Origin of the sequence: Proteus sp. fly-1013 (genome assembly GCF_040140245.1) — a bacterium.
Lineage (GTDB): Bacteria > Pseudomonadota > Gammaproteobacteria > Enterobacterales > Enterobacteriaceae > Proteus > Proteus mirabilis_B.
The window spans coordinates 446,618-459,370 of the sequence record NZ_JBEEWD010000003.1; the positions used below are offsets into that span (position 1 = coordinate 446,618).

General features: G+C 38.3%; 13 protein-coding genes. 6 read left to right on the forward strand and 7 right to left on the reverse strand.

The window, feature by feature from the left end; translation table 11 throughout:
• The first annotated feature begins 4 nt into the window (after positions 1–4).
• The 4 genes from accA to tilS all read left to right on the forward strand — a co-directional run bounded on the left by accA (position 5) and on the right by tilS (position 4,355).
• On the forward strand, positions 5–964 hold the full coding sequence (gene accA, locus ABN236_RS08615) for an acetyl-CoA carboxylase carboxyl transferase subunit alpha (protein WP_349473806.1): 960 nt from the start codon (positions 5–7) through the stop codon (positions 962–964).
• Between the two features lie 239 nt (positions 965–1,203).
• Positions 1,204–1,947, forward strand: a complete 744-nt coding sequence (locus ABN236_RS08620; protein ID WP_194951123.1) for an SDR family NAD(P)-dependent oxidoreductase — start codon at positions 1,204–1,206, stop codon at positions 1,945–1,947.
• A 146-nt stretch (positions 1,948–2,093) separates the two neighbouring features.
• Positions 2,094–2,987, forward strand: coding sequence for a DMT family transporter (locus tag ABN236_RS08625; RefSeq protein ID WP_349473807.1), 894 nt, complete (start codon positions 2,094–2,096; stop codon positions 2,985–2,987).
• Positions 2,988–3,023: 36 nt separating this feature from the next.
• The gene (tilS, locus tag ABN236_RS08630) at positions 3,024–4,355 is read left to right on the forward strand and encodes a tRNA lysidine(34) synthetase TilS (RefSeq protein ID WP_349473808.1); all 1,332 of its coding nucleotides are present in this window, start codon (positions 3,024–3,026) and stop codon (positions 4,353–4,355) included.
• A 33-nt stretch (positions 4,356–4,388) separates the two neighbouring features.
• Here tilS and rof read toward each other — a convergent pair whose 3' ends face one another.
• A complete protein-coding gene (rof, locus tag ABN236_RS08635) occupies positions 4,389–4,649 on the reverse strand; it encodes a Rho-binding antiterminator (protein WP_194951120.1) in 261 nt (86 codons plus the stop codon).
• 262 nt (positions 4,650–4,911) lie between these two features.
• Between rof and nlpE the strand changes: the two genes are divergently transcribed.
• A complete protein-coding gene (gene nlpE / locus ABN236_RS08640) occupies positions 4,912–5,592 on the forward strand; it encodes an envelope stress response activation lipoprotein NlpE (RefSeq protein WP_088494710.1) in 681 nt (226 codons plus the stop codon).
• 93 nt (positions 5,593–5,685) lie between these two features.
• Here nlpE and proS read toward each other — a convergent pair whose 3' ends face one another.
• The 6 genes from proS to metN all read right to left on the reverse strand — a co-directional run bounded on the left by proS (position 5,686) and on the right by metN (position 11,684).
• Positions 5,686–7,401, reverse strand: coding sequence for a proline--tRNA ligase (proS, locus tag ABN236_RS08645; RefSeq protein ID WP_270755081.1), 1,716 nt, complete (start codon positions 7,399–7,401; stop codon positions 5,686–5,688).
• A gap of 478 nt (positions 7,402–7,879) precedes the next feature.
• On the reverse strand, positions 7,880–8,587 hold the full coding sequence (tsaA, locus tag ABN236_RS08650) for a tRNA (N6-threonylcarbamoyladenosine(37)-N6)-methyltransferase TrmO (protein ID WP_270755078.1): 708 nt from the start codon (positions 8,585–8,587) through the stop codon (positions 7,880–7,882).
• On the reverse strand, positions 8,584–8,994 hold the full coding sequence (gene rcsF, locus ABN236_RS08655; RefSeq protein WP_088494713.1) for an envelope stress sensor lipoprotein RcsF: 411 nt from the start codon (positions 8,992–8,994) through the stop codon (positions 8,584–8,586). Before rcsF ends, tsaA begins: the two co-directional genes overlap by 4 nt.
• Before the next feature lie 130 nt (positions 8,995–9,124).
• Positions 9,125–9,940 (reverse strand): MetQ/NlpA family lipoprotein, encoded by an 816-nt coding sequence (locus ABN236_RS08660; RefSeq protein WP_349473809.1) that lies wholly within the window; start codon positions 9,938–9,940, stop codon positions 9,125–9,127.
• A 66-nt stretch (positions 9,941–10,006) separates the two neighbouring features.
• The gene (locus tag ABN236_RS08665) at positions 10,007–10,660 is read right to left on the reverse strand and encodes a methionine ABC transporter permease MetI (RefSeq protein WP_023582692.1); all 654 of its coding nucleotides are present in this window, start codon (positions 10,658–10,660) and stop codon (positions 10,007–10,009) included.
• Entirely contained in the window at positions 10,653–11,684 is a 1,032-nt protein-coding gene (gene metN / locus ABN236_RS08670) for a methionine ABC transporter ATP-binding protein MetN (protein ID WP_088494714.1), read from the reverse strand. Before metN ends, ABN236_RS08665 begins: the two co-directional genes overlap by 8 nt.
• 192 nt (positions 11,685–11,876) lie before the next feature.
• On the opposite strand from metN, the gene gmhB reads away from it, so the two are divergent.
• Positions 11,877–12,443: a D-glycero-beta-D-manno-heptose 1,7-bisphosphate 7-phosphatase gene (gene gmhB / locus ABN236_RS08675; protein WP_270755071.1), complete on the forward strand. Its 567-nt coding sequence runs from the start codon at positions 11,877–11,879 to the stop codon at positions 12,441–12,443.
• Positions 12,444–12,753: the final 310 nt, after the last annotated feature.

The window sequence follows — 12,753 nt, forward strand, 5'->3', positions numbered from 1 at the left end:
TGTTATGAGTCTTAATTTTCTGGATTTTGAACAGCCAATTGCCGAGTTAGAAGCGAAAATTGATTCGCTAACCGCAGTTAGCCAACATGATGAAAAAATTGATATTAATATCGATGAAGAAGTTTCACGCTTAAGAGAAAAAAGCCTAGAGCTAACGCGTAAGATTTTTTCTGATCTTGGTGCATGGCAAGTTGCACAACTTGCACGTCATCCATTAAGACCTTACACACTGGATTATATTCATCGTATCTTTACTGACTTCCAAGAATTAGCAGGCGATCGTGCTTATGCTGATGATAAAGCTATTGTTGGTGGTATCGCGCGTTTAGATGGTCGTCCTGTTATGGTTATTGGGCATCAGAAAGGACGCGAAACAAAAGAGAAAATCCGCCGTAATTTTGGTATGCCAGCGCCGGAAGGCTATCGTAAAGCGCTTCGTTTAATGGAAATGGCACAACGTTTTAATCTTCCTATTATCACCTTTATTGATACTCCGGGTGCTTATCCGGGAGTGGGTGCAGAAGAGCGTGGTCAATCAGAAGCAATCGCACGTAACTTACGTGAAATGTCAGGCTTTGGTGTGCCAATCATCTGTACTGTTATTGGTGAAGGTGGTTCTGGTGGTGCGTTAGCCATTGGTGTTGGCGACAAAGTGAATATGCTGCAATACAGCACTTATTCTGTTATTTCACCAGAAGGTTGCGCATCTATCCTTTGGAAAAGTGCAGACAAAGCACCATTAGCTGCTGAAGCGATGGGCATCACTGCAAACCGTTTAAAAGAGCTTAAGTTAATTGATACGGTTATTCCTGAGCCTTTAGGTGGCGCACATCGTCACCATGATGAAATTGCAGCGTCTTTAAAAGCACAAATTAAATCTGATTTAGAAGAGTTAGATGCATTTGACTCTGAAGAGTTAACAAACCGTCGTTACCAACGTTTAATGGAATACGGTTACTGCTGATAGTGTGATGCTATTTAAAAATAAAAGAGAGCCTCATGTTGATAACATGAGGTTTTTTTTATCCCTAGAACTATCTCTTCCTAAGACAATAAAATTAAGTGATATTAACTGTAATGTATTATATATCAATGTGTTAAGTCGATCTCAAAAACAATATTAATTTACTTTTTCACTAAAAGAATAATAAGTCGTATCTATTATTTTATAGAGTCATTTACTTCTTTTATGAGGAAAAAGCGATGATATCGTTTAATGGTAAAGTTGGAATTATTACAGGCGGTAATAGTGGTATTGGTTTAGCTTCTGCGGAAAAATTTTTATCCTTAGGTGCATCAGTTGTTATCACTGGCAGTAATTTAGCTCGAGGGCAAAAAGCAGAAAAATACCTAAAAGAGAAAGGGCTTTTAGGTGAATTTATACAAATGGATGTGAAAAGCGAAAAAGAGAACGAACAACTTATTGATTATGTCGTAAATAAATATGGACGATTGGATTTCATCTTTGCTAATGCTGGTGTTTTAACTGATAACATCGCAGATAAATTAGAGTATGAAAAATGGAAAGGAGTATTAGATGTTAACCTTAATGGACTCTTTCTGATTAATCGTGCAGCAATTCAATATTGGCTGAAAAATCAATTATCAGGTGCGATTGTTAATTGTAGTTCGATTTGTTCCTTTGTTGGTCAACATGAATTTCCTGCCTATTGTGCATCAAAAGGCGGTGTTAAATTATTGACACAAACACTTGCTATTGATTATGCAAGCAAAGGCATTCGTGTTAATGCGGTTTGTCCGGGGTATATCGATACACCTTTATTAGATGGTCGTGAGCTAGATAAGCAAAAGCTAGCGACACTACATCCTATTGGTCGTCTCGGTACACCAGAAGAAGTCGCTAATGTTGTGGTGTTTTTGGCTAGTGATGCCGCCTCGTTTGTTACTGGAGCTTCTTATTTAGTAGATGGTGGTTTTACTGCCTAACGCTATTTTTAATATAAAGCAGAATAATCACTATTCTGCTGATTTTTTATTTATCTCTTACTTCTATTCTTTACTGTCTTTTTTGTTTAAACGCTTTATTATCAAAAATACAATTTTAACAACAAATTAACTATTTTGGTTTTTATATGCCATTTTCAATTACCATAAGATCTCTTATCTACGCATTATTATGTGTGTTGATTTGGAGTTTTATTCCCGTTGTTTCTCGCATAGGGCAAGCTTCTTTAGACAGTTTTCAATTTTTATTCTGGTCCAATATTTTCTCAATGATTGCAGTTATTCTCACTGCACTTTTTATGAAGAAAACGCCAACACAATTATTTATTTTGTCTAACTCGACCTATTGGAAAGTGTTTATTCTTGGTGGGTTAGATTGTCTATTCTATTTATTGCTCTATTACGGTTACACATTAGAGAATGGCATTGCGGTATTGGTGATACAGTATAGTTGGCCATTATTAATTATTGGATTATCGGTTATTTTACTGAAAGATAGGCTGACTTTAGGGCAAATCATTGGGGTTATTTTAGGTTTTATTGCCGTTATTATCACCTTCACCAAAGGAAATATTACATCAATTGCTGTCGATAATCCTCAAGCCTTATTACTCGTTTTTGCTGGTGCCTTTTGTTTTGCACTAATGTCTGTACTTTCCAAACAATTCTCACTCGATGCTTACATGAGTACGGTATGGTTGTTTGTTTTTTCAACACTGATTTCATTGATCCTAATGTGGATGTTTAGTGAGTTTAAACTACCAGATGCTCCATCTTGGCTCCCTGTCATTTTAAATGGTGTATTAATCAACGGTGTCTCTTATATTTTATGGTTTAAAGCCATGAACAGTGGTGAGTCGACTAAAATAGCTTCTGTTGTTTTCCTTTCGCCTGTGCTTTCAATGATTTGGTTAGTCGTTATATTTCACGATCCTTTTGTTATTGCTTATGCAGTAGGGCTAGGTTTGGTATTAATTGCAGGAATGCTTTGTATTCGTGCAAAATCAGGTAGAAAAGCTTAACATAATCATCTGAATTCACTGATAAATGACGATACGATGAAACAGGAATACGGTTTACTCCTTAGAGAAATCAAACAACAAATTGATCCTTACACTAAAATTTTGGTGGGTTTTAGTGGTGGAGTAGATTCCACAGTTTTATTACAAGGGCTTGTACGTTTACGTGATGAATTCCAATTACCTTTAGAATTAACGGCTATCTATATTCATCATGGATTAAACATCAAAGCAGATGAGTGGCTTGCTCATTGTGAACAATGTTGTCAGCAATGGAGTGTTGATTTTATCAGTGAAAAAGTGAATGTAGATCCTAAAGAAGGCGGTCTTGAAAATGGTGCAAGAGAGGCGCGTTACCAAGCCTTTCGTCGATATTTACAGCCACAACAAGTGCTAGTGACTGCTCAACATCAAGATGATCAAGCTGAGACCTTTTTACTGGCTTTAAAGCGAGGCAGCGGTCCTGCTGGGCTTTCTTCAATGCCAGCAAAAATGGTATTTGAAAATAGCTATTTACTTCGACCATTACTCAATATTACGCGTGAACAAATCGAATCTTATGCTACTGAACAAGGGTTAGATTGGATAGAAGACGATAGTAATCAAGATGACCGCTATGATCGCAATTTTTTACGGTTGCGAGTTATGCCCTTATTGGCTCAACGATGGCCTCACTTTTCACAAGCGGTGACTCGAAGTGCGGCATTGTGTGGAGAACAAGAAGCACTACTAGATGAATTATTAGATTCTGAACTTAATGCTTTAATGGACAGTGAGCATAGTTTAGATATCAATCAATTGGCTCATTGTAGTGTTATCAAGCGCAATGCTTTATTAAGGCGCTGGTTTGCTGAACACAATAAGACCATGCCATCAAGACAACAAATTTTACGATTATGGCAAGAGGTCGCTTTAGCCAAAGAAGATGCTGAGCCTCGATTACAATTTTATCAAGATGAAGTTAGACGCTATAAACAGCGTCTTTATCTAGTTCCAATCATTAAAGAGCCTGTTGGACACGTTATTGAGTGGCAGCTCAATGAGCCTTTGTATTTACCTAATGGATTAGGGGTTTTATCACTCGTTGCCGAAACAGGAAAAAATACCGTTAGAGCGCCTTCAAGTGATGAAAAAGTCACAGTGCGTTTTGGTTTAACACAAGCATCTCTACGCATTGTAGGGCGAGAGCACGCTCGACATAGTAAAAAGATTTGGCAAGAGCTTGAGATTGCACCTTGGCGTAGAACCAAAATTCCTTTGATTTATTATAATGATACGTTAATTGCAGCTATTAATACGTTTGTTACTTTTGAGGGAAAAGCAACATCAGAACACGCTATTACTATTGAGTGGCGAGAGGCTCATGAATGAACAACCGCCGGTTGGCGGTTGTTCCTTATTCGGTTATTCCGATTTTATAATGATTGTCCCAAGTTCGGGATTAGAAAAACTGGCAATAATATCCAGTCGCAAATCTTTAGAGCCTTCAGACGTTTTGACTTTTAGGTATTCAACTTTCTTGCTTAAGAAAAGGTCATCCGCGATACCTTCAATAAGCTCACCATCATGCAGTTCAATATGGAGTGCTAAACCACGCTGGCATGCTAACTCCAGATACTCGTAATCATCACAGTTAATTGGTTGATATTCTGTATTTGTTGACATATTCCCTCACCACTCTTTCGTGGCGGTGTTGCCGCCAGTGAATAATTCAGAATAAAATCATTATGCTGTTATTCGATGTGAGCACAATAGTTATTATAATAATTTTCTGAAATAGTTCTTTATTAGAAGTGATTTGAGAAATAATTAACAATTATGGGTGCATTTGTCTTAAAGCTTGTTTTATTGCCCCCTTTTATTTTAAAAAATGTTAGAATCATATTGAGAATGATTTATTAAAAAGTACCCAGAATGTAGGGAGTCGATGATGGGGAAAAAACTTTTATTTGCAGCCGTTGCTGCTGGGTTATTTGTACTGTCAGGTTGCCAAAATAACATTGGCTTATCACTTGATGGAAAAATTGTAGACCAAACTTACAACAGTATTCTGCCTTGTGCCGATTGCTCTGGTATCGACACGACAATTCTTGTTAATCAAGATGGCTCTTATGTTATGGAGCAAAGCTATCAGGGTTCACCTGATGATAAACGTAGTTTCTTTGAATCAGGAACATGGGTATTAGGTAAAGATAAGCTGACGTTGACTAATAGTTACGGTGAAAAAAGCTATTATTTACCTCGTGAAGATAAATTAGTCATGCTTGATATTGATGGCAACGTCATTAATTCAGAACTAAATTATACTTTAGCTAAGGTTCAGCCTAAACAGCTTGCGGGTGAATTTACCTACTTTGCCGATGCAGGTACGTTTAAAGATTGCCAATCAGGGCGTGTTTATGCAGCTAATGGTATTGAATTAGAAAAAGGCTATTTCTCAACCGGTGTTGATGGTGGAACACCTGTTTACCTCGAAGTTAATGGTTATTACAGCATTCGTCCTTCAATGGAAGATGGTAAATATGATCGAGCTTTAGTGGTTACAGATGATAAGCCTCGTTTTAATCGCCATGGCTCTTGCGGAAACCATCGTGGTGGCAGAAGCTAACTTTTAGCCTCTATTTATTTCTAACAAAAAACCCGCTGATTGCGGGTTTTTTGTTTTATCAATCAAGCCCCTTAAAGATAAGGGGCCTAATCATTAAGCAAGTTGCTCTTTAATAAAGGCAACAACATCGTCAACATTGACTAGTGATTTATCATCACTACGACGCGCTTTATATTCGATTTGATTGTTGTCTAGATTACGATCACCAATCACGATAGTGTGTGGAATACCAATAAGTTCCATATCAGCAAACATCACACCCGGACGCTCTTTACGGTCATCAAACAGAACATCAATACCTTGAGCACGTAATTCGTCATAAAGTCTGTCAGCAACTTCTTTAACGCGATAAGAACGATGCATATTCATTGGTAAAATAGCGACTTGGAATGGTGCAATCGCATCTGGCCAAATAATACCGCGAGCATCATGGTTTTGTTCAATAGCGGCAGCAACAATACGAGTTACACCGATACCATAACAACCCATAGTGACGATTTGGTTATGACCTTCTTCGTTTTGCACAGTTGCTTTTAATGCTTCTGAGTATTTTGTACCAAGTTGGAAAATATGACCAACTTCAATACCACGTTTGATCAGTAATGTTCCTTTACCGTCTGGGCTTGGATCGCCTTCAACAACATTACGGATATCAGCAATTTCGGCAACAGGTAGGTCACGCTCCCAGTTGATACCAAAATAGTGTTTACCATCAACGTTTGCACCAGCACCAAAATCACTCATTACAGAGACAGAACGATCCATAATAACTGGCAGTGGCAGATTAACTGGGCCTAATGAACCTGGACCTGCATTTACAGCTTGGCGAATTTCAGCTTCAGTCGCGAAAGTTAAAGGTGCCGCAACGATAGCGCATTTTTCTGCTTTAACTTCATTAAGCTCGTGGTCGCCACGGACTAATAATGCAACTAATGGGTGACCACTTTCTTTCGTACCATGAACAATCAGTGTTTTAACAGTTTTTTCAATTGGTAAATTGAACTGTTCAACTAATTCAGCAATTGTTTTAGCGTTTGGTGTATCTACTAAACGTAATTCTTCAGTCGCGGCAGCTCTTGGAGTTGCAGGCATTACTGCTTCTGCTAATTCGATATTAGCTGCATAGTCAGAGCCAGTAGAGAAGACGATATCATCTTCACCGCTATCCGCTAAAACTTGGAACTCATGAGAGGCATTACCACCGATAGAGCCTGTATCTGCAAGCACTGGACGAAAATCTAAACCAATACGAGAGAAAATTTTGCTGTAAGCTTCGTACATTCTGTCGTAAGTCTCTTGTAAAGACTCTTGAGAGATATGGAAAGAGTAAGCATCTTTCATGATAAATTCGCGAGAGCGCATAACACCAAAACGAGGGCGTACTTCGTCGCGGAATTTAGTTTGAATTTGATATAAGTTCAGTGGAAGTTGTTTGTAAGAGGTAATTTCATTACGAACAATATCAGTAACAACTTCTTCGTGGGTTGGGCCTAAAACAAATGGGCGCTCGCCTCTGTCTGAAAAACGCAGTAATTCAGGGCCGTATTGTTCCCAACGACCACTTTCTAGCCATAAGTCAGCGGGTTGAACAACGGGCATTGAAATCTCAAGTGATCCAGCGTTATCCATCTCTTCACGAACAATTTTTTCAATTTTTCTTAGAACACGAACCCCTGTCGGCATCCAATCATAAAGACCAGAAGCGAGTTTACGGATCATGCCTGCGCGAAGCATAAGTTGATGGCTGACAATTTCTGCATCAGCAGGTGTCTCTTTTAAAGTAGAGAGCAAATAGTGGCTAGTACGCATTATTAGGTTCCATTAGAACAAAAATACTTAGGCTGACTGTCACGCCAGTCTACATCAATATAATTAGAGAAAGACTCTAGAGCGTGTTGATCTTTGCTGCTTATTTTTACAGCAAAAGAAATTTATAAAACAAGCAACATATTCAACTATTTTGAGTTTGGGCATTGATTGACATTAACAATGACCACTTAAAAATAAAAACAGCCCTACGGGTTCGATTAAAAGACGTTTCACTCATTTTATTCTGCGTTGAGAGGCACTAGCCTAGTTCACTAGGCGGCAAGTCCTTCTCCTTGCCTAAAATGCTTTTAATTCGAATAAAATCGACCATCAAAGGTCAACACGCTCTAGTCTACCAGTGACTTAGGTCTGCCAAAAGGGGCAAAGCATTTTTTTCAATCTGATTTGTCTAAAGACATGAGAATGACTCTCAGATTAGACTATTCATGATAGCAATATCAATGAAGATAATAGCAAGTTACCGCGGTTCTATACTAAGAACAAGTGTCTGTTGTCCATTGACTTGCCAGCGAACATTAAATTCGAGTAAGTGTACCGCATAAATTCTATCACTTTGTTCGCCTTTTTTATAAGCAGGACGAGGATCTTGCTGTAATACTTGGGTAATAAAACGTGAAAGATGAGGGTAGTCATTGGCATAGTGTTGCAGTTGTTCTGATGCAACCTGTGAAAAGAAAACGGGCATTTCGTTACTTGGTGCTTCTTGTGCAAACCCTGCAATTGCATTTGGGCGCGATTCTGCAAACGGTAAATAAGGTTTGATATCAAGAATAGGAGTGCCATCCACTAAATCAAGGCTACCTAATTCTAAAATAACAGACTGGTTGTCCGTATTTACTTTTTTCAATTCAACCAATGACATGCCAATTGGGTTAGGGCGAAAGGTTGAGCGCGTTGCAAATACTCCAATTTTGGCGTTTCCGCCTAATCTCGGGGGGCGAACGAGAGGATGCCAACCTTGTTGGGCTGTTTGATGAAAAACAAAGATCAACCAAAGGTGACTAAATTGCTCTAAGCCTCGAACCGCATCAGGGTGATTATAAGGCGTGTGTAGAATAAGTTGGCCGCCGCCATCCTGGATTAATCCAGGTTGGCGTGGAACGGCAAATTTTTCTTTATAAGGGCTCGAAATATACCCTATAGGATTCATTTGGTAGGTGTTCATTTTGTAATGAGTAATGCTGTGCCTTCACAAATAGCAGATTGGTAGCAACCTAAGCCTGTGACAATTTGGCATTCATGTAATAAAACGGCATTCGCATTTTTGTAGGCAGCTTTTGTTGCCATTCTTTTTTTAGCAATAGGTAGACTTGCTGGTGGATCTTGTAATGTTTGACGACAAGATTCACCGGCGACAATCCCGAGATCTTTAAAAGGAGCTCCTAAAAGGTCTTCTGTTTTTTCAACAATACGTACTGAAGGTAAAGTTTGTGACCTTGGTTTTTGTGGTTGCCCAGGTTTATTTAAACGCATATCCGTAAATTTAGACTGATCAACATCAGATGATTTTTGCATTGAACAGCCTGTCATAAACAGCGCCATGATGCCAATAAGTAGCAAGCGCATGTGCATGGGTAATATCCTCTTTATTATTGTCTATACAAAAATTAAACGGCACTAATTTAATGCAAATTAACCAAGTAAAAAAGAGAAAGGCGAACAAATGTCCGCCTTTTTTATAATTAAGTTAAATTTTAACGTATTACCAGCCTTTTACAGCGCCGCCGTTAAAGATTTTATTTGCAGCACTATCTACTTCATCCGTTTGGTAAGCTTGGATAAATTTCTTCACATTTTCACTGTCTTTATTATCTTCACGGGCAACAATGATATTTACATATGGAGAGTCTTTATCTTCAACAAAAATACCGTCTTTTGCTGGCGTTAAGTTTACTTGGCTAGCATAAGTTGTATTGATTACCGCTAAATAGATTTTTTGATCATCTAATGAACGAGGTAATTGAGGTGCTTCTAACTCGACTAATTTTAGATTTTTAGGATTTTCAATAATATCTAAAGACGTTGGTAATAAGCCCACACCATCTTTTAATTTAATTAATCCTACTTTTTCTAATAACAGCAGCGAACGACCTAAATTAGTTGGGTCATTAGGGATAGCCACTTGAGCGCCATCAGGTAAATCAGCTAAATCAGTAATTTTTTTAGAGTAACCTGCGATAGGATAAATAAACGTATTTCCTACTGCTGTAATTTTGAAATTACGATCTTTAATTTGCTGATCTAAATAAGGTTTGTGCTGGAATGCATTAAGATCGATATCACCACGACTCAATGATTCATTCGGCATTACGAAGTCATTGAAAGTAACGAGTTCTACATCAAGACCATATTTATCTTTAGCAACTTGTTTTGCTACTTCGGCAACTTGTTGCTCAGAGCCAGAAATAACACCTACACGAATATGGTTTGGATCTTTTTCTTTTTCACCACAACCAGTTAATGCTAATGCGCCAACTAAAGCACTTACGACTGCGAGCGATTTAAATTTCAATGACATACATTTACCCTTATTTGATCCGTTAATTAAAAGGTTTCGATTTAATAATTGGAACCTTCAATTTAATTATTTATGTGTTGTCAGCTTCACTAAGCGATCGCCGAAAAACTGAATGATAAAAACAAGAATAACGAGTAGAACAATCACAATATTCATTACAGTTGCATTATAGCCAACGTAACCATATTGATAGCCAATTTGACCTAAACCACCTGCACCAACGGCACCACCCATTGCGGAGTAACCCACTAATGTAATCAGTGTAATAGTTGCAGCGTTAATCAAGCCTGGTAAAGATTCTGGTAATAAAATTTTCTTAATAATTTGCATTGGTGTTGCACCCATAGAACGAGATGCTTCAATTAATCCTTGTGGGATTTCCAATAGCGTATTTTCGACCATACGAGCAATAAAAGGTGCTGCTGCAACTGTTAATGGCACGATGGCTGCTTGCAAGCCAATAGATGTTCCTACAACCAAGCGAGTAAAAGGGATCATCCATACAAGCAGGATAATAAAAGGAATAGCCCTAAAGATATTCACAAGTGCTGAGATGACACGATAGGCAGGTGGATTTGCCATAATTTGTTCAGGACGTGTGACATAAAGTAAAACACCAAGCGGTAGTCCGATAACAAAACCAAAGAAGCCTGAAACGAAGGTCATGACTAAGGTTTCCCAGATCCCACTAATTAATAAATAAACCATTCCTTCAGACATAACCGAGAACCTCTACTTTCACATGATGCTCTTCTAAAAACGCAATCGACTTTTCAGTATTACCATTCTTACCGTGTAGTTCAGCTAACATCACGCCAAACTTCACTCCACCGGCATAGTCCATTTGTGAACTTAAGATATTAATATCTGCGTCAAAACGGCGAGCAACGATGGACATTAATGGTGCATCGACTGATTGACCATTAAATTCAAGTTTCAATAATGGGAATAAACCTTCTTCCCACTCTGGTTTCATTCGTTCTTTGTAATCTTCAGGAATATCCAATTGTAGTGTTGATTGAATAAAAGCCTGAGAAACTGGTGTTTTTGGATGAGAGAAAACTTCACTCACAGCATCACTTTCAACTAATTCGCCACCACTTATTACTGCAACCTGATCACAAATGCGTTTTACAACGTCCATTTCATGAGTGATTAATAAAATGGTGAGGCCTAAACGGCGGTTAATGTCTTTTAATAATTCTAAAATAGAGCGTGTTGTTGCTGGATCAAGTGCGCTAGTTGCTTCATCACACAATAAAACGTTTGGTGAATTTGCTAGTGCGCGTGCAATTGCAACACGTTGCTTTTGTCCGCCAGATAAGTTTGCTGGGTAATACTCTTTCTTATCTGACAAACCGACTAATTCAAGTAATTCATTAACACGCTTATTAATTTCAGCGCGAGGTGTACTATCTAGTTCTAATGGTAGTGCCACATTATCAAACACTGTACGAGAAGACAGTAAGTTGAAATGTTGGAAAATCATACCAATACCGCGACGTGCTTTTGTTAATTCTTTATCAGATAACTTAGTTAGATCACGACCATCAACAAGTACTTCACCTGAAGTTGGTTTTTCTAACATGTTCACACAACGTATAAGTGTACTTTTACCCGCTCCTGACGATCCGATAACACCAAAAATCTGCCCTTGAGGCACATGCAGGTTAATGTTTGATAGCGCTTGTATAGAACGCTCTCCCTGCTTAAACACTTTGTTTATATTCGTCAGTTTAATCATGTTTTTCTTTATATAAGTAGATATGGGACATAAAGACTATTCTGCCCGAGTTAAAATAGATGTTAAGGCGTCTAGACGGCTAAGTCAATAAAAAAGAGTTGAAGAGTAATAAAGAAAGAAAGCCGTGGATATCATTCTCTATATAAGAAAAAACATGCGATACTAATAAAAATATCTAAATGGAGTAATGCTGTGAGCAAGGGGATTTCTGCGATTTTCTTAGATCGCGATGGAACTATTAATATAGACCATGGCTATGTGTCTGAAAGTGATAACTTTGAGTTTATCGATGGTGTCATTGAAGCAATGGCTGAATTAAAAGCTATGGGATATGCCTTGGTACTAGTAACGAATCAATCGGGTATTGGTCGTGGCTACTATAGTGAAGATCAATTTTTACACCTAACAGAGTGGATGGATTGGTCTTTGGCTGATAGAGGTGTTGATTTAGACGGTATCTATTATTGTCCTCATCATCCAGATGCCGCTGTAGAAGAATATAAGAAAGAGTGTGATTGTCGCAAACCAGCCTCAGGTATGTTTATGGATGCGAAAGCACAATTAAACATCGATATGGCTTCTTCTTATATGGTTGGCGATAAAAAAGAAGATATGTTGGCAGCAAAAGGTGCAGGAGTGGGGCATAAAATTCTTGTTCGCACAGGAAAAGAGATAACTGAAGAGGCACAACAGTGTGCAGATTTCGTTCTCGATAGCCTTGCAGACTTGCCAAAATGGCTAAAAAGCCACAAAAAATAGGCACTTCGTTTAATTTACCAACAAACGAACATTTTTTTTAAAAAAACTATTGCCAGCCTCAGAAAACTCCCTATAATGCGTCCTCGTTGTCACGGCACAGGGCGCTAAGCGAACTGACTGAGAGAACGAAGAAAAAAGTGAAAGGCCTTGAAAATAAACGCTTGACACTGAATGAGGAAGATGTAGAATGCACCTCCTCGCAACAACGCAGAAGACCGGAAACGGCAGCGAATGTTGCACTGCTCTTTAACAAATTATCAGACAATCTGTGTGGGCACTCGCAGAGACGATATCTTCTAAAATATTAGAT